13 protein-coding genes are annotated in these 21,164 nt (G+C 48.1%); 4 read left to right on the forward strand and 9 right to left on the reverse strand.

What is annotated here, in order from left to right:
• Positions 1 to 542 precede the first annotated feature (542 nt).
• Entirely contained in the window at positions 543 to 830 is a 288-nt protein-coding gene (locus strainIA91_RS10365; RefSeq protein ID WP_400166708.1) for a hypothetical protein, read from the forward strand.
• 301 nt (positions 831 to 1,131) lie between these two features.
• On the opposite strand, the gene strainIA91_RS10370 is transcribed toward strainIA91_RS10365, so the two are convergent.
• Positions 1,132 to 2,634, reverse strand: coding sequence for a DUF92 domain-containing protein (locus tag strainIA91_RS10370; protein WP_400166709.1), 1,503 nt, complete (start codon positions 2,632 to 2,634; stop codon positions 1,132 to 1,134).
• A gap of 311 nt (positions 2,635 to 2,945) precedes the next feature.
• Between strainIA91_RS10370 and strainIA91_RS10375 the strand changes: the two genes are divergently transcribed.
• The 3 genes from strainIA91_RS10375 to strainIA91_RS10385 all read left to right on the forward strand — a co-directional run bounded on the left by strainIA91_RS10375 (position 2,946) and on the right by strainIA91_RS10385 (position 8,041).
• Complete coding sequence (locus strainIA91_RS10375; RefSeq protein ID WP_400166710.1) at positions 2,946 to 3,617, forward strand: hypothetical protein; 672 nt, start codon at positions 2,946 to 2,948, stop codon at positions 3,615 to 3,617.
• Positions 3,618 to 3,622: 5 nt separating this feature from the next.
• Positions 3,623 to 5,485, forward strand: a complete 1,863-nt coding sequence (locus tag strainIA91_RS10380; RefSeq protein WP_400166711.1) for a glycoside hydrolase family 13 protein — start codon at positions 3,623 to 3,625, stop codon at positions 5,483 to 5,485.
• 135 nt (positions 5,486 to 5,620) lie between these two features.
• Positions 5,621 to 8,041, forward strand: a complete 2,421-nt coding sequence (locus tag strainIA91_RS10385) for a TonB-dependent receptor domain-containing protein (RefSeq protein WP_400166712.1) — start codon at positions 5,621 to 5,623, stop codon at positions 8,039 to 8,041.
• 70 nt (positions 8,042 to 8,111) lie between these two features.
• Here the strand turns inward: strainIA91_RS10385 and strainIA91_RS10390 are convergent, their stop codons facing one another.
• The 8 genes from strainIA91_RS10390 to strainIA91_RS10425 form a co-directional block, all read right to left on the reverse strand.
• Positions 8,112 to 9,425, reverse strand: coding sequence for an alpha amylase family protein (locus strainIA91_RS10390; protein WP_400166713.1), 1,314 nt, complete (start codon positions 9,423 to 9,425; stop codon positions 8,112 to 8,114).
• Between the two features lie 15 nt (positions 9,426 to 9,440).
• Positions 9,441 to 10,115 carry a hypothetical protein gene (locus tag strainIA91_RS10395; RefSeq protein ID WP_400166714.1) on the reverse strand — a complete coding sequence of 225 codons (675 nt, stop codon included), beginning with the start codon at positions 10,113 to 10,115 and terminating at the stop codon, positions 9,441 to 9,443.
• A 10-nt stretch (positions 10,116 to 10,125) separates the two neighbouring features.
• On the reverse strand, positions 10,126 to 10,851 hold the full coding sequence (locus strainIA91_RS10400; protein WP_400166715.1) for a hypothetical protein: 726 nt from the start codon (positions 10,849 to 10,851) through the stop codon (positions 10,126 to 10,128).
• Positions 10,848 to 11,765, reverse strand: a complete 918-nt coding sequence (locus strainIA91_RS10405; protein WP_400166716.1) for a PorV/PorQ family protein — start codon at positions 11,763 to 11,765, stop codon at positions 10,848 to 10,850. The genes strainIA91_RS10400 and strainIA91_RS10405 overlap by 4 nt, the downstream gene beginning before the upstream one ends.
• Positions 11,762 to 13,804, reverse strand: a complete 2,043-nt coding sequence (locus strainIA91_RS10410) for a hypothetical protein (RefSeq protein WP_400166717.1) — start codon at positions 13,802 to 13,804, stop codon at positions 11,762 to 11,764. The genes strainIA91_RS10405 and strainIA91_RS10410 overlap by 4 nt, the downstream gene beginning before the upstream one ends.
• A 323-nt stretch (positions 13,805 to 14,127) precedes the next feature.
• Positions 14,128 to 17,193, reverse strand: coding sequence for a carboxypeptidase-like regulatory domain-containing protein (locus tag strainIA91_RS10415; RefSeq protein WP_400166718.1), 3,066 nt, complete (start codon positions 17,191 to 17,193; stop codon positions 14,128 to 14,130).
• Between the two features lie 16 nt (positions 17,194 to 17,209).
• Entirely contained in the window at positions 17,210 to 19,732 is a 2,523-nt protein-coding gene (locus strainIA91_RS10420; protein ID WP_400166719.1) for a family 10 glycosylhydrolase, read from the reverse strand.
• 15 nt (positions 19,733 to 19,747) lie between these two features.
• On the reverse strand, positions 19,748 to 21,112 hold the full coding sequence (locus strainIA91_RS10425; protein WP_400166720.1) for a T9SS type A sorting domain-containing protein: 1,365 nt from the start codon (positions 21,110 to 21,112) through the stop codon (positions 19,748 to 19,750).
• Positions 21,113 to 21,164 lie beyond the last annotated feature (52 nt).

Below are 21,164 nucleotides of genomic sequence, written 5' to 3' on the forward strand. Positions count from 1 at the left end.
TAATGATGCAATATAAAGAAACTTTCCCGAGGATAGAATAAAAGAGAAACGTCAGTTATCAGTCGGCAGTCATCAGTCGACAGTCGGCAGTTGGCAGTGGGCAGTCAACAGTAACGAGGGGATTGGGGGATTGACACTTCGCCGTGCTCAGTATTCAAACGCCTTCGGCGATCAAAAATTCAAGCGGCACTTCGTGCCGTTCAATTGCTTCAACTTTCAGCATTCAACCACGGCTTCACAGTGTTCAAAAAAGAATTTACCCATTGAAACCCGCATATCTGGGATTGAAGATCGAACGAAGTGAGATCCTTGAACGCTGCATAGCAGCGTTTGAACACCGAACGTAGTGAGGTGCTTGAACACCACGAAGTGGTGATTGAAAGCCGCGTAGCGGCGTTTAATAATTCAAGCGGCACTTCGTGCCGTTCAATTGCTTCACTACGTTCAGCATTCAAGCACTGCTTCGCAGTGTTCAAAAAAGAATTCCGGTCACCTATTGAAATCTGCAAAACTTGGATTGAAGATCGAACGCAGTGAGATCCTTGAACGCTGCGCAGCAGCGTTTGAACACCGAACGCAGTGAGGTGCTTGAACACCACGAAGTGGTGATTGAAAGCCGCGTAGCGGCGTTTAATAATTCAAGCGGCACTTCGTGCCGTTCAATTGCTTCAACTTTCAGCATTCAACCACGGCTTCACAGTGTTCAAAAAAGAATTTACCCATTGAAACTCGCATATCTGGGATTGAAGATCGAACGCAGTGAGATCCTTGAACGCTGTGCAGCAGCGTTTGAAAGCCGCGAAGCGGCTATTGAACCCTTGAGCCCATGAACCCCTGAACCCCTGAACCAACTATCAGGAGCGCAGCGACGCCAACTTCCAACTTCCACCTTCTAACTTCTTTAATAGAATTGGCGATTCATTTGATTTAGCACAAGGATTATAAGAGAGATGGGATATATGATTTCGCTTAGATAACGCCCCCCACCCCGGGGGTAAGATACACACACCAGATACATTTGTCAAGTTTATATTGTTGTTATTATATTCTTTGGTCATAATACCCTTCCCCCCAACCTGAAATCTGAGCCTTATTTCAAGAATACCCCGTAAAGTTCCAATTATCTTTAATTTAAAGAGTTGCCAAAGCGGCTAAAAGTCCGCCTGTCAGCGTACACAAAAGATTGACCCGGTCATTATTCATGGATCGATAACCCCGGATCAGGGGGATATCTTTTTCTGAACAATGATCTTTTTTTTCTGTGATTTTTCCACAGACCGGGCACCGGTACTGGGCCTGGAGAGTGGCTCCTAAAATGGAATCAGCCACAGACCCGAAAAAGCCGGCAAGGGTAATAATGAGAATATGATCCAAAGTGAGAAAATCCACCTGCCGCCATCCCCACATAAACCAGCCGATCAGCACCACGGAGAAAGACCCTAACAGTGCACCAAAAGTCCCCAGAGGTGTGATGCCTCCGGACGTTCCCATTTCCACTCTTTTAAAATTGAGGATACTGACCGGTGGACGTCTGCTGAATGTCCCCAGTTCTGTGGCCCAGGTATCGGCAGTTGCAGCTGCAATACTTCCCAGGAAAATCATATACCAGACCGGATGCCGGGTAAAGTAGAAGCCGAGAATGGCAAGCATTCCCACACCTCCATTGGCAAAAACCTGGAAAATATCCCGCTGTCCCCCTTTTTCAAAAACTGTTTCAAGAATCTTTTTATGCCGTTTCCCCACACTGGTAAAAAGGCTGGAAGTCACAAAGAAGAAAATCACAGGGAACATCCACTCCAGACCACCGATTCCAAAGACCACGGTCCCCAAAAGCCAGGCCCCTACGGCACCGCTCAGGGAAAGGGTTTTTGCTTTCCAGGCAAGCCAGGCAATCCCGGCAGTCAATATCATCCACAGCATGAGTTGATGTTGCATGGCCGGAGTGCCGGTATAGAGAAAATCCAGAATCACGGCACTTCCCAGAGGAACCATCAGATTATCGGTCCCTTCGTGGGAGATGGTTTCCGAGACAGCCGCGTATACTGCTGTAAAAAATCCGAAAAGGACCGCTGTCCCCCAGGGAATCTCCGGTCCAAAAAGTCGGCGAAAAAAATACATTCCCGTCACCGCTACAAGAAAAGCGGTCACAAACATAGCCATGCTTCCCTGGAGGGATTTTTTATCGGACCAGATTTTAAATGATACGGGGTGTTTACGGGATTCTCCCACCCAGCTGGCGACAGGATCTCCAAAGGTCATGATAAGCATCGCCGTCAATAAAATAGAGGGATCTTTATCCCAGAACCAGAGAACAAGAATCAGGAATGAGATGGGAAAATAAACCGTTCCATAGCTGACACGGTCTGTTTCATGGATCCCCTTCAATAATCCGTAGCGGATTCCAAAATAGTTGACAAGGATAAAAACTCCGGCAAGGGTTGCAACCGGCAGGGAATCCTGAAAGAAAAGGGGTGAAAAACAAACCAGAATACCTACAAGAATATGAACAATCCTCCGTGTGGTATGGGGATGCACACGAAACAGGCGGAGTAAAAAATCGGCAAGACCCAGGAAGAGGGTAATGATAAGAAAAAACAAACCAAACATCAGCCAGGAAGAAACATTCGGAAACATGAAAACTCCTTATCAAAAGGGAAAGGGGAACAACATCCCGGATATCTCATGCCTTGTCAGCAGGTAACCTGGGAATTTAACCTGATCCCCCAAAGAGATGGTAGAAATATTTTTAAAAGAACTATTGCACTTTAAAACGAAAAACAGGTATATTCATACTGCGTTTGAGGGATAAATCCCGATAGGGTTTTGAAATATTTCTTCTCAGGTTCCCTCCTGTGTTGAAAAATGCCGGTGTGCACGCACCGGCATTTTTCTTTTTAGCCGGTTTTTCATTTTTCCTGAAGGCGGAAGATTCTAAATTCCATTATATGAAACGTATCTGTGCATACCTCCTCATTTTACTTCTTATCATACCGGTAGCAGCAGAATGTATAGACTATGATATCAATTTATCCATCGAATCCCCCCGGCGGGAATATGGATATCGAATAGGGCGCGGTATGGTTATCCGGCCAGGGATGACCCTATATCCCGGAAAAGCGCCATGGTACACCGGTACAGATTTCAGCCTGGGCGGCAACGCATGGGATTTGACGGCATACGGAGGATTCTACACCTCCCTTTCATCCCTGGGAATACAACCCGAATGGAGTCTGGGATGGTGGGGCCGGACTGATTCCCTCACCTCTTCCCTGAAATGCACCATCGGTCATGTTTCCCCTTTCCGGTGGCAATTCACAGCCGATGTGGATCCCCTGGCAGGACGTATGTACGGATATAGTGAGATCCAATGGCCCGTGGACTGGAAGATGCCCTGGATTTTGTCGGTCTATACCGGACTCAATCTGTCATCCTATCGGCAAGGACCGGTTTACAGAAAATCGGGACTTTCAGAAGCCGGAATCGGCATTGCCACCTGGATGGAAATCGGCCCCTGGTATGGTGAGCTTTCTCTGAGAACCGGCCCCGGATTTGACCGGTTCCAGATTGAAAAACTTCAGATTTTTTGCCGATTCATGATGATTCGAAGCGGAGGATAAAAAAGATGAGCCATCGCAGCATTCCGGCACTCATGATAATCCTTTTTCTCATAGGCTGCCAGCCGAAACAGAAGGAAAGAATGATGGATGAAAAATCTTTTTTCAAACAGGTCCCTTCATGGGCGGCTAAGGTCGTATGGTATCAGATTTTTCCGGATCGTTTTGAAAACGGAGACCCTGGAAATGATCCGGACAAGGAGTCGCTGAGAGGTGCCTGGCCTCACGATGCCGAATCACCCTGGAATCTTTCTCCCTGGACAGCAGACTGGTACAAACTTCAGCCCTGGGAAAAGGAGAACGGAAAAGACATCTGGTTCAACATTCAACGCCGGCGTTACGGCGGTGATTTACAGGGAATAATCAACAAGCTGGATTATCTGGAGGATCTGGGAATCGGTGCCATATATCTGAATCCTGTTTTTCAGGCACCCAGCCTTCACAAATATGACGGAGCCTGTTATCACCATATTGACGTCCACTTTGGCCCCGATCCGAAAGGAGATCTTCAGCGTATGGCCAAAGAGAACCCGGTAGATCCCTCCACCTGGGTTTGGACAGAAGCGGATCAATTCGTTTTAAAACTGATCAAAGAAGCCCATCGACGGAACATCCGAATTATTTTCGACGGTGTATTCAACCACATGGGAATCACCAGTTTTGCCTTTCAGGATCTTTTAAAAAACGGAAAAAAATCAGAGTTCCGGGATTGGTTTACTGTAACAGACTGGAATACTCCGGGATTTTTGGGAGCTCCTTTTACCTATGAAGGATGGTTTGGCGTGGCGGAATTGCCCGAACTCCGTGAGGATGAAAACGGAATTGTTGAGGGGCCCCGGCAGTATATTTTCGAAGCAACCCGACGGTGGATGGATCCGGACGGTGACGGAGATCCCTCTGATGGAATTGACGGATGGCGCCTGGATGTGGCCTTTTGTGTGGGACACCCCTTTTGGAAAGCCTGGCGAAACCATGTGAAAGCCATCAACCCTGAAGCTTACCTGACAGCAGAAATCATCGATCCGCCCGAGAAAGTGCTTCCTTATCTGGAGGGAGATGAGTTTGACGCTGTGATGAATTACAATTTCGCTTTTATTGCCCACAAGTATTTTGTCAACAGGCAAGATAAAATCACTCCGGTGCGTTTTGCCCGGGAGCTGGATTCCCTGTTAAACACCTATCCCCTTGAAACACTTTATGTCATGCAAAATCTGTACGATTCCCACGATACCCAGCGTCTTCTCAGCGCCCTTGCCAATCCCGATATCGGAAAATTTGAAAATTGGGGAGAATTTTTCGGAAAATCCCAGGCACATAATCCCCATTACAATATCCGCCCCCCGGAAGATGAAGAAACCCTTAAAATTCACCGGCAGATGATTGTGCTGCAAATGACATTTGTAGGGGCTCCCATGATCTATTACGGAGACGAAGCCGGTATGTGGGGAGCCAATGATCCCTGTTGCCGGAAGCCCATGGTCTGGCCCGGCAGGGAGTACGAAGCTGAATCCACCCGGCCCAATCAGTCATCGATGCCTTCTGTGCCGGTAGCTTTTAACCATGATCTTCATAATTTTTACCGAAAACTTATACATTTCAGGAATGAACACCCCGCCCTCCAAACCGGAGATTATGGGGTAGTTGTAGCTGATAACGATAGCGGACTTTTTGGTTTCAGACGTCAAAGCGGTACAGATGTTATCATGGTACTTTTTAACAGCAGTGACCGGAAACAACCCTTTTCCATTCACGAAAATCACTTCCATGACAAAAAGAACATCACAGATTATTTAAGTAATAAGGAGTATTTCCGGAGGGACCATGAATTCATCGTGGATATACCGGCAAAGAAAGCAATTATCTTATATTAGCGGGCTTATTTAAGAAGATTCCTACAGATTTTTGTGATTTATCCAATCATGCAGCATTTTTTTATTAACTTTCCGCCTTGTTTTGTGTCAAAGCTTATTGAAACGAAAAAAGGACAACAGATGAAAATGATAAAGATGACTTCACGAATACTGATCATGATGATTCTCCTGGTAACTGCAATCACAGCCCAGGACACCCGGAGATCTGCTGATTTCAGGGGGGCGGTCCAGGGACGTGTTCTCGATAATGCAACGGGAAATGAAATTGGATATGCCAATGTTGTAGTGCACAATTTACCGGATAGTTCACTGGTAGACGGAGCCATGAGTGATGAAAATGGATTTTTTTATATTCCAAATATCCCTGCGGGGCGCTATTACGTGTCCGCAAAATTTATCGGCTTTTACGAAGTCCTGAGTTCTGAATTTCGGTTAACGCCCCAAAATGCAACCGTAACTCTGGAGGATATTCGCCTGAAACGGGCTGCCATACAGATGTCCGAAGTAGAGGTTGTGGGAGACCGGCCTGTGATAGAATTCAAGGCAGACAAGCGGGTTATTAATGCGGATCAGTTTGCTGCCAGTCTAAGTGGAACAGCTGTGGAAATCCTGGAAAATGTCCCATCCATTGATGTGGATGTAGAAGGGACCGTCACACTACGGGGCAGCTCGAATTTTATCGTGATGATCGATGGTCATCCCAGTATATTTGAAGGCAGTGATGCCCTGGATCAGATTCCCGCAACCCTGATTCAGACAATAGAAATTATCACCAACCCCAGTGCCCGGTATGATCCGGACGGAACAACGGGCATCATCAATATTGTGACCAAAAAGCAAAAGATTACAGGTGTGAGCGGACAGCTGTCTGTGAATGCCGGGAATGGGGATAAATATGGTGCCAATGCTGCACTCAGCATGCGCTACGACAAATTCACCTGGAACAACAGCCTGAGCTGGAACGATTTTCAGTCCGGAGGACAACGGACAACAGACAAAACCACCACTATTAATGATACGGCCTTCAGTGTGTTAGGAGATGGACGTGGAGAGATGCACCGGAAGACCTATTCATACCGGACCAGTCTGGACTGGCGGCCAACGGACAAGTTTCTCATCTCTGCTCAGTTCAACATCGGTCATTATGAACGAAGCCGTACCAGCAATCAGATGTTTGAAGAATATCCCGTTTACTCTATTTACCGCTCCTTGGATGACAATACCCGGGCAGGAGATTATTGGGGAACAGGACTGGAATTCACAAAAAAATTCGACAAAGAAAGTCATGATCTCTCCGGTTCTGTCAGCTACCGGAGTCGTATCGGCAGTGAATTCAATGAAACAACCCGACGGGATGAGAATGAAAGCATCACAGACCGGACCAAAAACACGGAAGACTCCAATGATTCAGACTGGCGGCTTAAGCTGGATTACAAAAATATGGCGTCAGAAACCCGAGGTTTTGAGGCTGGCATCCAGTCACGGATTTCGATGGATGAAGAAGGAACCGGTACTTATGGTTGGGATACTACGGCGTCCCAATATGTGTACTATCCCCAATACAGCCATCAAAATGATTATGAGCATGTCATTCACAGTTTATATGCCATTTACAAGCGGGAACTTGGTCCGTTTCAATGGCAGTGGGGCGCCCGGGGGGAATATACTTACCGGAACATGCATCTGAACACCCAGGATACCACCTATCTGATCGACCGATGGGATGTTTTTCCTTCACTCCATGTCAGTCTTCCCTTATCAGAGAACAACCAGGTTATGGCTTCCTATACACGTCGCATCGACCGGCCAAGAAACTGGTATCTGGAACCCTATGCAACACAGAGGGATGCCTACTCGGTGTTTCAGGGGAATCCCGGACTTGAACCGGAATATATCAATGCCTGGGAAGCCAGCTGGCAACTGAGTAAAAAGAAGAATTATATTGCTGCGGACATTTACCACCGGACCACAGAAAACAAGGTAGAAAGAGTTCAGAGTGTTATCGACAAAGAAACCCTGCTCTTCACCTTTGCCAATGTGGGAAAAGATTACAGCACCGGTGCAGAACTATCACTGAATGTAATTCCCTATTCTTTCTGGAATATATTCCTGAGCGGGAATCTGTACCGTTACCGGGTAGAAGGCTCATTTAACGGGAGGTCTTTTGACAATTCATCCAATAATTGGGGCGTGAAATTCAACAACACGTTCTTTGTTGGGACAGACACCCGCATTCAATTCGACACCAATTACCATGGTCCCTCTGTCACAAGCCAAAGTGAACGGGAAGGATTCTGGATCGCCAGCGCCGCGGTGAAATACGACATTGGGAAAAAATGGACGGCTGCTTTGCAGGTCCGGGATGTTTTTGGAACGGGCAGACACGAGTTTACCACCACCGGTCCAAACTTTATCAATGCCACTGCTTTTGAAAGAGAATCTCCCATTGCCATTCTATCCCTGACATACCGTTTCAACAACTACAAAAACGGAAAGAACCGCCCGGAAAATGGTGAAGGAATGAATGGTGACGAAGATGACCTGTTTTTATTTTAACGAATTAAAACACTCCGAATATAAAAGAAGGGATGATTCGTCATCCCTTCTTTTTTCCCTTATGCAATTCCTATTGTAAACCGACAGACAGTTCATCCCACCAGTCAAACATAATAATGTGGACCAGATCAAAAATCATGGCACCCTCTGTTTCTTTTTGCACCATACGTAAGGCATCTACAAACTGCCGGGGATCGTTTTCATCTTTATACTGTTGCACATACAAACTGCCATAAACCGGGATTTTACCCATGGTCACTTTTTGGGACATGCGGGCGGCTCCTTCCACAGAGTGGTAAGGTTTATATTTTTCTTCCATGCCGGGTTCCCGGTTTGGTTTTTCCTTCCAGTCCCTGTACAGACTATCCACTTCAGCAATAGTCACCGGATAGAAATAACATCCGGTAAAGAGGAAATCAAGTGTTTCGGCATATCCGGTTTCCTGATACTCCGGCAGAGCCCAGTCATATTCTTGTGAAGGATCATACGCCTTACTGGCCCAATTTACCCCTAATTCATAGTAACTGGGATACCAGGCTCCCACATAATCGGAAAAGATGGCATCGGGGCGGACCTTTTTCACACGGTTCCGGGCTTCCACAAAGAAATCATGGATCACCGTAGCCCGCCAGAGCAGCCACTTTTTATAGAGTATTCCGGGCTTATGAACCGGTTTCCCGCTTTCATCGGGAATCCATGTGAAAATATCCTCCGGCCAGTTTTCCACTGATTCACCCAGCCAGGTTTCAAAAGCTTTCCGGGAAAAATCGGAAAAGTCAGACCGGATATTATCATAGCGCCCCCGATCCAGGACAATGCCGTCAAAATCGTACTGAGTAAGCATTTCTTCCATGAGTTGGAATTGATGTTCCTGTACATCTGGACGTGCCGGATTCACAAAGGCAGAATATCCCACAAGATATTCTGTTGTGGGGATAATTCCTTCCGGCAGGTAAAGCATGGTTTGCCAGTCGGGATGGGTGGAGTAGATGGGACCACGTTTTTCCTGTTTCCAGCCTTCGGAGAAGCAATTCATAGCCGCCAGTACCGTCAGGCCGTTTTTCCGGGCATGGTGAATCATGAGTCCGGGATAATCAAAATCTGCATCCCGGGTAAATCCCCGCCATTCCAGGGCCTGGGGGGCGATATTACTTGGATATAAAACCTCACCGGAAATGGGTTTCAAATCCACAATCACACCCTCAATACCTGCCAGGCGGATTTTTTCCATGTAGTAGCGGATGGAATCCTCACTGCTCAGCCGTTGAAAATTGGCCGAGGCATCAATCCAAAGCCAGTTTTCGGCCTGTTTTTCAGATGTACAGCCTCCCAGCAGAATGAATCCCCAAAAAAAGACCACCAGGTAAGCCATTTCCCGTTTCATATCACTCCCTTTTTGTTACCAGGTATAACTCATTCTCAAATACACCTGTTGATCCCACATTTTCAAACCGCTTACCGATTCCATTCCCAGGCTTTCAGCCGGCCAGAGTTCTGCAGCAATGAGATGAAAATTAGCATGCCAACCCAGGTGGATGAAAGGCAAAGGAGACAATTCCACACCACCGCCGGCCCGTCCACCCCAGCTCCAGTCCGAGCGCTTATAAACATCCAGATCAAGAGTAATCGGTGCCAAAGAATCCGGGATCGCAGCATGAAAAGCGTCCCGGGTAAAATTCCACTGATTCAGGGATATCCCCGCCTGAACATAGAAAGAAAGGAAGGAAAAAGGCTGCCAGAATTCATACTGGTAAACCAATCCTCCTGAATAATTGCTCAGTTCCATGGCCAGGGAATCATGGGGGAGTTTATCCCGGTTGATCTCATTAAAAAGCATAAAGCGATAGTCCAGAATCATCCGGGATTGGTCATCAAGATCCCATCCTCCGGAAAAAACAGGAGATTTTACGGCTTCAAAACGATCATTGAGTCCGCCGACAGGATGTGTCCATTCATATCCCCCGCCCAGATAATACCGGTTTTGGGCATGTAATCCATCCGGAAGGACAGTCAGAATCAGAAATGAACAGATGATCCATAGCAGGAGATGTAAGGTTTTTGGCAGGAAATTCATAATCAATCTTTCAATATAAAAAATGAATGCCTAAAGACAGGTGAAAATGGCTTTTCAGGGGGAAAAAATCTGCATTTTCACCGGAGGCAATATAGGTTTTCCATATTCCTTTAAAAGATACTGACACAAGATCGGAAGGCTGAAAAACCGCAAAGGCAGCCGGTGTTACGGACCAGAGCCAGCCGTCTTCAGCATTGGATCGGTTTTGGAAGTCGTACGTATAGGTATAGTCGATGGATGGGAAGTGTTTTTTCCAAAACTCTTCAATATAGAGCTGCCGCCTGAACCAGACAGGCCCGCCGGACAACTCACCGCCAAACTGAAACCGGGCCGATTTGGAATTGCGCCATGCCAGGCCGGCTTCCACAGGTTTGATTTTCAAGTCCTGATAGGGTTCAATATCGACTTCATAGACAGGATCCGTTTCGACCTGATAAATCACAAAACCATAAATCTGCTGCCAGTAAGGCCAGTCCAGTACCCGGTGAGCATTTTCCTGATCGATAGACAGATACCAGTGGCTGCTGTTCAGAATCAGGGACCATCTGTCACTCAGGCGCCACCGGAGGGACAATTCAAAACCGGGTCCCTGAGCGCCGTCGATGAGGGAATCTTCTGGCACCCCCAGTGCGTAACCCCCTTCAATGGATACATCTTCAAGGCTCAGGGCTTTCAAAGGAAGTGTTGATAAACACATGAGCAAGAGGGTGAACAGGATGTTTCGTGTTGTTTTCATGGTGTCACCTGTATACCGAAGGAATAGACCGCCGGAAACCTGCCATAGGGGATTACTCCCGCATCGACGCGAATTTTACCCCAATGAATCCCGGCACCGAAACTCCAGGGATCTTCATCCACGGGAGTTTTAAATGCACTTCGAAGGTAAAAGCGATTCAGAACCTGCTGTTCCAAAGCGATGTGAAGACGTTCGGGATTGTCAGCGGTATGGGATAATTCCACGGCGCCGGTCAGGCGATACCCGGGAGAATCCCACACATCATACGCCATGCCCAACCGGAGTGAGGTAGGCATTTTGAACGAATCCCTGATAAATTTTCCATCCACACCAAAATGATTAATGTAGCCGGCAATGCGCAGGGATTGAAAGCCTGTCAGGTAATAAACACCCATATCCACCAGAACATTTTGGGATGTATAGGTGTGAATTTCCTCCCGGATACCATTCAGGCGGATTCCCCAGGAGAATTTATCCGTCAGGCGGCGTGAATACGTGATTCCAAGGGCAAGAGACTGGGCAGTATAGGTGCCCAGAACATATCCTTCTGTGCCCGTATGGGTCATCTCGCCGAAATCCACCATATTGACACTGATTCCGAAATTCCCCATGAGTCCAGCCGGAATCACCAGACCTGCCGTATTGTGTTGAATGTCCGCCAGCCAGGGAGAATATTCCGCGCCGAAATGCCAGCCGTTTTGTAAACCCAACACGCCCGGATTGGCAAAGAGGGATAACAGGGCTCCGCCGTCCACAACAGCTCCCACAGCATCTCCCAGGGACGCTTGCCGGGCCATAGCCGGAAGTTCCAGAAAGGTGTAGCCTACCGTGCCCGTTTTACGAAAAGAGCCTCCCTGAAGGAGGGCTGCCATGAGCAGGATCAGAAAAACGCTTTTTTGTACAAGATATTTCATCGGATAATACTGAATTTTCCTATGGTCACTTTTCCACGACTATCGGGTGCATGGGATGTAATATGATAAATAAACACACCGCTTTCCACAAACTGTCCGTATTCACTTACCTGATCCCAGACAGCAGATCCAATGGATTCGGTATGTTCGATGGTTTTTACCAGGTCCCCCCTCACGGTATAAATCCGGATTGTGCACGGACTAGGGATATTCCGGAACTGGATATTATCGGAATCGGCGGTTTGAGTCAGCCCGGAGCTTAAAATGAAGGGATTGGGAACCACAAGGACATTCTCCAGATCTTCACTGGCGCCATATCCTGCCCGGAAAGGGGTTTCGGTGCGGTTGATATATTTGGAAGTTTCCAGGGGTGGAACACCGTTGGGATACAGGGCCGGGTCAGGCGGCCAGACGGCATGCCCTGTATCATAAGCCGTGACGGCATAATAATAGGCTTCCCCGTTTACAACAGAGGTATCGATAAATGAGTATTTTTGTTCAAAAGAATCAAAAGTCTCCGGATCACCTTTGGGAATATCGGCGATCAGGATCCATGGACCGATGGGCAGGTAGTTGGAACGGTACACTCTGTAACCGGCAAGGTCATAGGCTTCATCGCCCGTATAATCAGCATCGGGTAACATTTCACCGGTATGATCCCAGCTTAACACCGCTCCGATAGCATCCTCACCCAGATAATCCAGTTCAAATGCATCAGGAGCTGCCGGAGGCATGGGGATATTCAAACCTGCATCAAAATTGGCCTGGGCTGCATCGGCATTATCCATGAGGATTTGTCTGCCCCTGGCGATATCGCTGGTCGTGGCATTGGGATCCACAGCCTCTTCATAGGGTACCGAGCCGATCACTTCCGCGATGGTAAAACGGATGGAATCTCCCGGTGCAATATCCCAGGGACCCAGGGAAACCATGGTCCAGATTTTGGCATTTCCCCATCGCTCATCTCCCAGGCTGGTGATGGCATCGGTGGCATTGGCCGGATTTTTCAGGACAGCATAGTCTTCTTCCACCGTGCCCTTATTGGTAAAAGGATGGCTGGATTGGGTGGGATGGGAGGAGGCCCAGGCATAATTGTGAATACGATTGGCCTCTCCGGATGAATCGGGGGACACATAAAGAAACTGAATGCCGGCATAGGCCGGAGCCAGGTATTCACCCTGTCGGTTGGGACCGCCGTCTGCCCAGAAGTCGTAGCTGTCATTCCCCTCAACCGCCTTGAAATCCGTGGCATACCCATACATCAGGCGCCGGTTCCGGTCCCACAACATCCGCGTGTTCCGGGAACCGGCATTATAATTGGGAAAGAGGATGGACCATCCCCGGGCATTAATGGAAAACCCATAGAGGAACATGACATGGGTTTTAAACATAGCGGAATCACCTACGTTGGTTACCGTATAGTCAAAAATAATGTAATCCTGATCCCTTTCATGAGTCGGCCATTGATGCACTTTCCGGTTGACTTTAATCGGGAGATAGCTTTTCCGTTCATAAGGAAACAGGTAGTCCGGATTCCATGCATATTCGGTTTCAATGGCAATTTCACCCATGCCATCCCACCGTTGATTGTAAAAATTTTCCCTTCCATCGGTGATAAAACCATGTTTTGTGGCAATATATTTCGATGTGGTTTCAAATCCCACAGAACCGGCATACAAGGCATAATCCTCCCGTCCCATCACATTGCCGCTGCTGTCCAGGGCCCCAATCCAGAATCCACCGCCCACATGGTGTGAAGGTCCCTCACCTACATGGCCGGCAATCCATTCCGTATCAAAGCCGGGATAATCCATTCCATACCCGGAACGGGTCCAATTGGCAAACATAGGGCCGGTTTTGGCCAGGTTGACCGTTTCCCACAGGCGGCCTTCTTTCAGAAAGAGGATTTTTTCCTGGGCGTTAAGTCTGAGGTTGAGAAATAGTAAGAGGTTATAAAAGAAGAAAAGAGTATAAATCCCTTTGAGAAAGTGTTTTATTCTGTTTTTATTTTGATGTGTTTTCATCATTTGTTCAATCATGTTTTAGAAGTTAGAAGTTGGAAGTTGGCACCTCGATAAATCCTTTCATTCTTCCAATCCCCCAGACTGAAGTCTGGGGCTTCTTTCCTCCCTCTCATTCCCCCGGACTAAAGTCCGGAGTCATTCCCATCCAATCATCCAATCAACCAATTTCCCATCTTCAGGTCGGACACACATGTCCGCCCCAACATCCCATCTCCTCTTATACCCTCATTCCCTCGTTCTCCCCTATCTTCGTGCTCTCGTGCTCTCATATCTTCGTCCTTTAATCCCCTCTGCGTCTCAGCGCCCTCAGCGGGAGGGCAACTCAGCGGGAGGGCAACTCAAAACGACACCCCAAAGGTAAAAAAGATCTGCCGGGGGATATTCCGGTAGACCCGGAAATATTTATAGGGGTCATCCTCCGTGGTTTTGGATGTATTCACCCACGTGAGCAGGTCATCGGCTTCCACCCAGGGGTCAAAAGGCGTAAGCCATTTGTTGTTGAAAAGGTTATCAATCCGGCAGGAGAGGGTTGTCCGGTAGCCGAACAGGCGAAAGACTTTGGACAAGGAGAGATTGGTTTCGTATTCCATGGGATAGCGCCGGTTGTTGGTGAGATTGAAGGTCTGCTCGTATGTTTCCACCAGCGTGTAGGGTACCCCACTCCGGACAGAGTAAGTCAGGGCGGCACTGAAATATTGAAAAGGATAGAATCCCCAAAGATTCATCCCCTCTTTATAACCGAATCCATAGCTTAAAACAGCACTCAGGGCATGGGTTTTATCCAGTGATGTAATATTATCGTTGGCCCGCTGGATATATTTCCGTTCGCTGTAGGGACGATTGGGATCATCCTCGTCCCAGATTTCCGAAGGTCCGTATACTCCGCCGGATGTTCTGGAAAGGGTATATTTAAAACGGTATTTCAGGCGGCCGGCACTGTGTTTTTCAAATTCCACCTCAATGCCCTTGGATGTGCCGAATCCTGTATTGACATAGGTAGCCGCATAGGGATCGGTGGCGCTCCGGCCAACGCTTCCCGTGGGAAAATGGCGACGAATATTGGTCGTTTGCCGGGTCATATCTTTGTAATAGGCCACCACATCCAGTTTATGGGTCCCCCACAGACTGTGTTGAACACCAAATTCATAACTGATGGTTTTCAGAAATCCCAGATTGGCATTACCATACATAATCCATCCCTGGTAGGTGGATTTTGAAAGGGTATGGCGAAAATTCGGCACGGCATAGAAATGGCCGTACTGCAATCTGAATGCCGTCGCTTCTCCGATAGGAAATGAGAGTCCGGCCCGGGGTGAAAAGGCAACATGAAATGTTGAGGGTTCGGTTTCCGGATCTCCGATGGCATTGGCGCCCGTTCCCATGTAAAGAGGATTCCATTCATCAACAGGGACATCGGTAAAATTATTAAAGGCATCAGCCCGGAGCCCCAGGTTGGCAATCATTCCCTTGTATTCCATGCGGTCCTGAATATAGGCTGCCAGGGTCAGGGGTTTTGCCTTGTAGTATTCGGCAAATCCCGTTTTGTAGATGAAGGCATTCACGTAGGCACTGGAAACCGAACTATAGTGCATATTCCTGGAAGTTGCCTGAAACCCGGTCTTTAATTGATGATTGTGGGTTATTTGATTGACATAATCTCCACGGACGGCCCAGATGTGGGTTCTCACATCCTGATTGTAGGATGTTGCAGAGGGATCCCAGACCAGACGGGTATAACCTTCATCCCAGTTTCCCTGAGGTACCTGCCACTTGGTGGAAAGAGGTGTGGTATTTACTTCATACCGTTCGTACGTATGGGAAAGTGTGAGGTCAAAAAAAGCATCAGGCGTAAACAGGTAAGTAAAATTAAAGGATTGGATCCAGGCAAATTCATCTTTGGGAGGAACGGTAATCAGCAAATATTTGTGCTGGCCACTGTGAAAAGAGAGGCTTCCCACGGGGGAGGCCCAACGGACATCATCAGATCCGGAAAAAATACCGCTTCGGTTGTGCTGATACTGGAACATGGAGCGGAGGGTCAGTTTTTCACCCAGTTTGCTGACAGTGGTTAAATTGATGTTATCATAGTCCGTATATTGCTCATTCGTAGGCAGCCGGGTTGGTTTTTTCCGTTTTTCACCGGAAAGAAAGAAGGTCCATCCAGGCAGTTTGCCGATGGGGCCGCCAAATCCAAAGAGCAGACGTTTATAGGCCAGATCCCGGTAATCGTAGACTCCCAGCAGATTTTCATCATTTGTCACAGAAGACAGCTGCCATTTCTTGCGATAAGCGGGGACAATACCCGACTCGGTCGTATCGTAGACCTGTATCCATGTAAAGTTTTCCGCCACATCCATGGATTCCCCTTCGGGAGTCCGGTTGGAAAGCCACTGATTGTAGTAGTCTGCCGCCAGAGAATCCTTCAGGGAAATCCGGTAAGGTTCATACGTACCAGTTGTTTCATTGTAAGTATAGAGGTTATAGGGAACACCATTTTCCGTGTAGGGATCCCCAATCTGCTGATCCTGGGGAAGTTGAAAGTAATTTGCCTTAAACCAGGCTTCCAATTGACCCCACTTTTGCCATTCAAACTGGTTCTTACTGTACAGATAATCCCCAAAGTGATATTTCCCAGGTGCCCGGTATTCCAGGCGGACTTCTCCCTGAAATTCCGGGGAGCCTTCTTTGGTCACAATTTTCACCACACCCGATTGGGCATTGCCATACTCGGCACTGAACCCGCCGGAAATCAGTTCCATTTGTTTAATACCCAGGGGATTGAAATCATATTTCCAGGATGTGTTTGCCCGTTCACCCATGTAGTTGGTCCCGGGTACGCCGGTATTGGAATTTTCCTGGGTTACACCATCAATCATAAAGTTGATATCAAAGCTTCCCCCGCCCCGCAGGGAATAGGTCCCGTTGGGATTCTGCTGAAAGCTGGTATTCAGCTCCATAATATCCCGCATGCCTTCAGCCGGTGTTTTTTCAATCTCTTCATAATCCACACTGGAGGAACTGAAGGTTTTATCCCGGACAATCACGGGTTTTTCGGCTGTAACAACCACTTCTTCCATTTCCACCCCTTTTACGGACATGGGGATTTCCAGAAAGGTGGTACGATCCACATACACCCGGACATCCTGTACTGTCGCCGTGGCATAACCGATATAGGAAACTTTCAGCTCATAGGCACCGGGATAGACCCGCAGGATGGTAAAATTTCCGTCCGCATCAGTCGCAGCTCCCATTTCCTGTCCCACGATCACCACATTAGCGCCAACCAGGGGTTGCTCTGATTTGGCATCATACACCCGGCCGGAGATTTTTCCCCGGGTCTGGGCATTGAGGAAGCCTGCCGCCAGGATCAGGCACACAAAAATTTTCCAGCTGTTTAGGCACATAGACTTCATAAGATTGCTACTTAATATACAACATTTTTCCCGTGATGTTTACTCCGTGGGCTGAGGCCCGGTAGATATAAATTCCGGACGTCAGAGACGAAAAATCCAGTTCCAGAGAATACGAACCGGGGGCATGACTTTCAGCGATGGACATGACTTCTTTCCCCTGCAGATTATAGACTTTCAGGGATATTTCCCCTTCCTTCCGGAGGAAATAGGAAAATCGGGTATGGCTGTTAAAGGGATTGGGATAATTATCGCTTAATTCAAAAGAACGGGGTAATTCCTCTCCGGGATTTTCCGGTCTGAGTGATGACGGGAAAACACGGGTAAAGCGTACAGCATCGGCGACAACTTTTTTTCCGGGACTCAAAGGGCATTCATTGTGGAGTTTGACAACGGCATAGGTACCGGCATCCAGCCACTGGGTACCCAGAACATGGCTGTTTTCTCCCGTCTGACTTTGGTCAACAAAAAGGGTATCGTAGGCAGTGCCTTCTTTCAGGATGTACATGGCATCGGATACAAAGCCAGGATCGGACGGGAACAGGGCCGAAATACGATACAGGCCGCTGACCGGCGGGGCATAGCGCCAGAAAACCCGGGCGGTCCCATCACCGGCAGGGGTTGTCAGATAATTATCCCCCCTGAAACCTTCCGCGGAACTTTCCTCAGACCAGGATCCCGACTGCACGGCAAAAAAGCTATCCGTATTATCAATCACCGTATCCAGTCCGGCATGGTATTGAAAGGTAAAAAAAAGGGTGTCGCTTATATCCCCTTCGGCATCTGTCAGGCCAAAGGCTGTGACGGTATAGGAAATCCCCGGGTCAAAACCGGATGTTGACAGAGTGGCAATGGATGGATTGCCGGTGTCGAGGGTCAATGAATTGATTGTAAGATCCGGAAAAATGGAAAAATTCGCGGCACTGTTTTCATCCTCTTTGAGGGGATTGTTAAAAAGGAGGTTCAGATGATACGGATCCGGAGTAAAGGCATCCATAAACCGGAGGGGCTCTTTTTGTTTCAGGCGAATGGCATCTGCCACGATCAAACCTGTATTGCTTCCGGAAACGGATACCGTCACCGAATCATCATAGTTGAAAAACCCTTTCAGCAGTGTCAGCCAAACGCCGGATCTGTGCCTGTACACCGACACCGTTTCTTCCTGTTCCTGCCATGTAACCGTATACCGGAGGGTATCCGCCCCGGTCCATCCTTCAGGAATATAGACCTGTAAAGCATAATCTCCAGAAATGTAAAGGGGTATGCACCATGAAAACGTACTGCCGGGAACTCCGGTATGGTAATAGTCCTTATATCCCCCCGGGGTGGGTGTCATATTTCCCTGACAGGTATAATGGGCATCCATGTCATCCACTGTGGGGGATTTATGAAAGGTGCCTGTTGTTGTAGAAAAAAGAAATGATTTAATATTATGTTTTAAACTATCTGATAGATATCCATAATACCAAATCACTATACCAGACATATTTTTATTTTTAATCGCATTGTTTAAACTTATAAGATTATCTACAGTTGGCTGATGTTCTTCTTTAATACTAAATCCCGGTGCAATACGCAAAGGTGAATTAAACACAGATAAACATCGATCCAACCAATAGCTAGATGCATCAAGTGATACGTAGAGCATGGGACACAGGAGGTCCACCGAGTGTTCACTGCCCCAGGTGGGCCAGTCCTGATATTTATCACTGCTCCCTTCCAGCATATAGGGGGGCGCCACGGCGGAAGACACCAGGCAGGCAGGATTTTCAGCTTTTATGGCCTGATACACGGCCTGTGCCAGGTCGCTGGTTTGCCTTTCCCGCCAGACGATAAAATCCTCCCATTCAGGATCGTTTTCGGAAATATTCAGGGGATCGGTTCCTCCTGTTTCATTCATATAGGCCGTCCGACTGATCTGGGAGAAAGAAAAGGTTGTGCCGGGATAGCGGATCCGGTCGGTTTGTATGCCGTCCAGTTCGGGATAGAGTCTGGCGCATTCGGCAAAAATCTCCGTCATAAAAGTGACCACCCCGGGATGGGCCGGGTCCATCCAGAATTGATAGATGGAGCCGGACATGATGCTGAAAAGCCGGCCGTTTCTGTCCCGCATGATCCAGTCCCGGCGATTTTCCAATACCGGTCCCACTTCGGTGGAATCGTAGGAAAGCCAGTTCCACAGGCCATATTCAAACCAGGCATGGACTTCGAGTCCCAGGCGGTGTCCTTCTTCGATGGCTTCCTGCAGAGGATCACGGCCGGTATATTCAGAAAGCTGACGGATTCCTCCGTAGCTATCCAGCACATCACTCTCGTAAATCATGCCGCCCTTGAACCAGTTGTTTACGAAAACTACATTGTAACCGGCTTCTTTGATCCGTTCAAACTCCGATCGCATAGCAGTCCGGCCTGACGCCACGGCATCCCGGCTGAGCCAGATACCCCGAAATTCAGGGAGGGGCTCCATGGCAAACAAGGCACTACTCAACATAAACAGGGAAATGAATCCTGTAATCCTTTTAATATGTAACAATCCGGGCCCCGATCCTTACTTCATCAACGCGATTTTTTGGACCTGCTGCCCAAAAGATGTTTTCATCATCACAAGATAGAGTCCGGATGGCATGTGTTCCGGTGCATCAAAACGGAGGGAATGGGTTCCAGCCTGGGTCCATCCAGAATAAAGGGTTTTCACCGGTTTCCCGTCCACCGAATAGAGCGTCAGATCCACATGGGACGCAGCAGGAATCTGGTAACTGAGTTGGGTGGATGCATTAAAGGGATTGGGATAGGCGGGATTCAGTAAAAAGGATTCTGCTTTTACCGGTTCCCGGACGCTGCTCACATCCCCGTTGGAAAACACATAGCAGCATTTATGGGCTAAATCAATCACATAGGCAAATTTCTTGTCGGGACTGATGGCCACATCTTCGGGGACATTCAGGGGAGCCCCTTCGGCGTCGGCAATATCACCGCTGGTGGCGCTGGGGAGTTCATCCACCTGGGTGGCCCAGCTTCCATCCACCTGAAATCCTTTCACCCATCGACGGGTGCTGTCTGTTCCCGTAGCCCAGAGCACACCTTCATGATCTACAAAAAGACCGTTGGGTACGTAGCTGGTCCATTTCAGAAAGCTGTCTGCATCTTCAAGGGCCTGAGGGGTATATCCTGAAGGATCCGTCTGTACACCACCGGTCCAGACGGTCACACCGCCCTGATTCCCACCGGGCAGGCTGTTCCGTGATGTATACACCGGTGAATTGGAATCAGAATAATCCAGGTCTTTTTGAATGGCCACATCCCGGATGGCATCTTCACCGGTACCGGTGGGACCGCCCGGATCACGTTCCGTGGTTTCAGGAGACACATAGAGGCCGACAGGGTCCGAAGCACCGGAAAAATCCCAAAGCCGGATTCTCGGCCCCTGATAAATAATACCTCCGTACATATAACGGTCTTTGGTCACACTGATCCCATACACATAGGTTCCGAATCCGGGAATTCCTTTATATTCAATTTTCGCCGCCGGATTGCCTTCTGGATATTCATACACGAAGGAGATATCCGTCGTAGTGGACCTGAAAGCGACAAACACGTCTTCATTGACTGCAGCCAGTCCACGGGTGGAATGTATATCGGTAATGGAGGAATAATCCTCAAACAGGGTAAAGACTGTATCGCCCGGTTCTGCTTTATAGAGGGCGTTATGGGCATTCAGGGACGTGGAGGTAGACGAAAGGACCCAGATATTTCCTGCGCTGTCCACATCGCAAAGGAAGGGGTTGGCCAGGCTGTCCATTTCATGGAAAAAGATCGTCATATCCGGTCTGTAAACCCAATTGGTTCCCCGGCCGGAGAGGGAAGAACAGGTAAAAATCAGAACAGCTAAAAGAAAGAATGTGTGTTTTTTCATTATGTACCACCATTGTTTATATGTTCTATAAAATTTATACATTCTCTTTTCT

The organism is Candidatus Neomarinimicrobiota bacterium (assembly GCA_041154365.1).
GTDB classification, from domain to species: domain Bacteria; phylum Fidelibacterota; class Fidelibacteria; order Fidelibacterales; family Fidelibacteraceae; genus Fidelibacter; species Fidelibacter multiformis.